The sequence below is a fragment of the Psychrobacter sp. CAL346-MNA-CIBAN-0220 genome, assembly GCF_040309805.1.
In the GTDB taxonomy this organism is placed as follows: domain Bacteria; phylum Pseudomonadota; class Gammaproteobacteria; order Pseudomonadales; family Moraxellaceae; genus Psychrobacter.
Genome location: NZ_JBEOPF010000398.1, coordinates 1 through 262 on the forward strand (window position 1 = coordinate 1; position 262 = coordinate 262).

Here is a 262-nt window from a genome sequence, read left to right on the forward strand (position 1 = left end):
ATAATCTGCTGTGCCGAGTGCTGGCATCAGTTTATCAGCGCCATAGGTATGAATTAAATACTCGGTAATCGCGCCCGACTCAGCAATGGTATAACCGCTCGCTTCTAATACTGGTGATTTACCTAATGGATGAACCGCTTTTAACGACTCTGGCGCTAAAAATGTGGTTGTATCACGCTGATAAGCAACCAGCTCATAGTCCACTCCCAATTCTTCTAATAACCAAATAATGCGTTTTGAACGTGATTTATTTAAATGATGT

The 262-nt window shown here is 41.6% G+C and carries 1 protein-coding gene; it reads right to left on the reverse strand.

Annotated features, from left to right (window positions below):
• Positions 1-262: glutathione S-transferase N-terminal domain-containing protein (locus tag AAEY88_RS14120; protein WP_350563392.1), on the reverse strand; the 262-nt coding region annotated here is incomplete at both ends.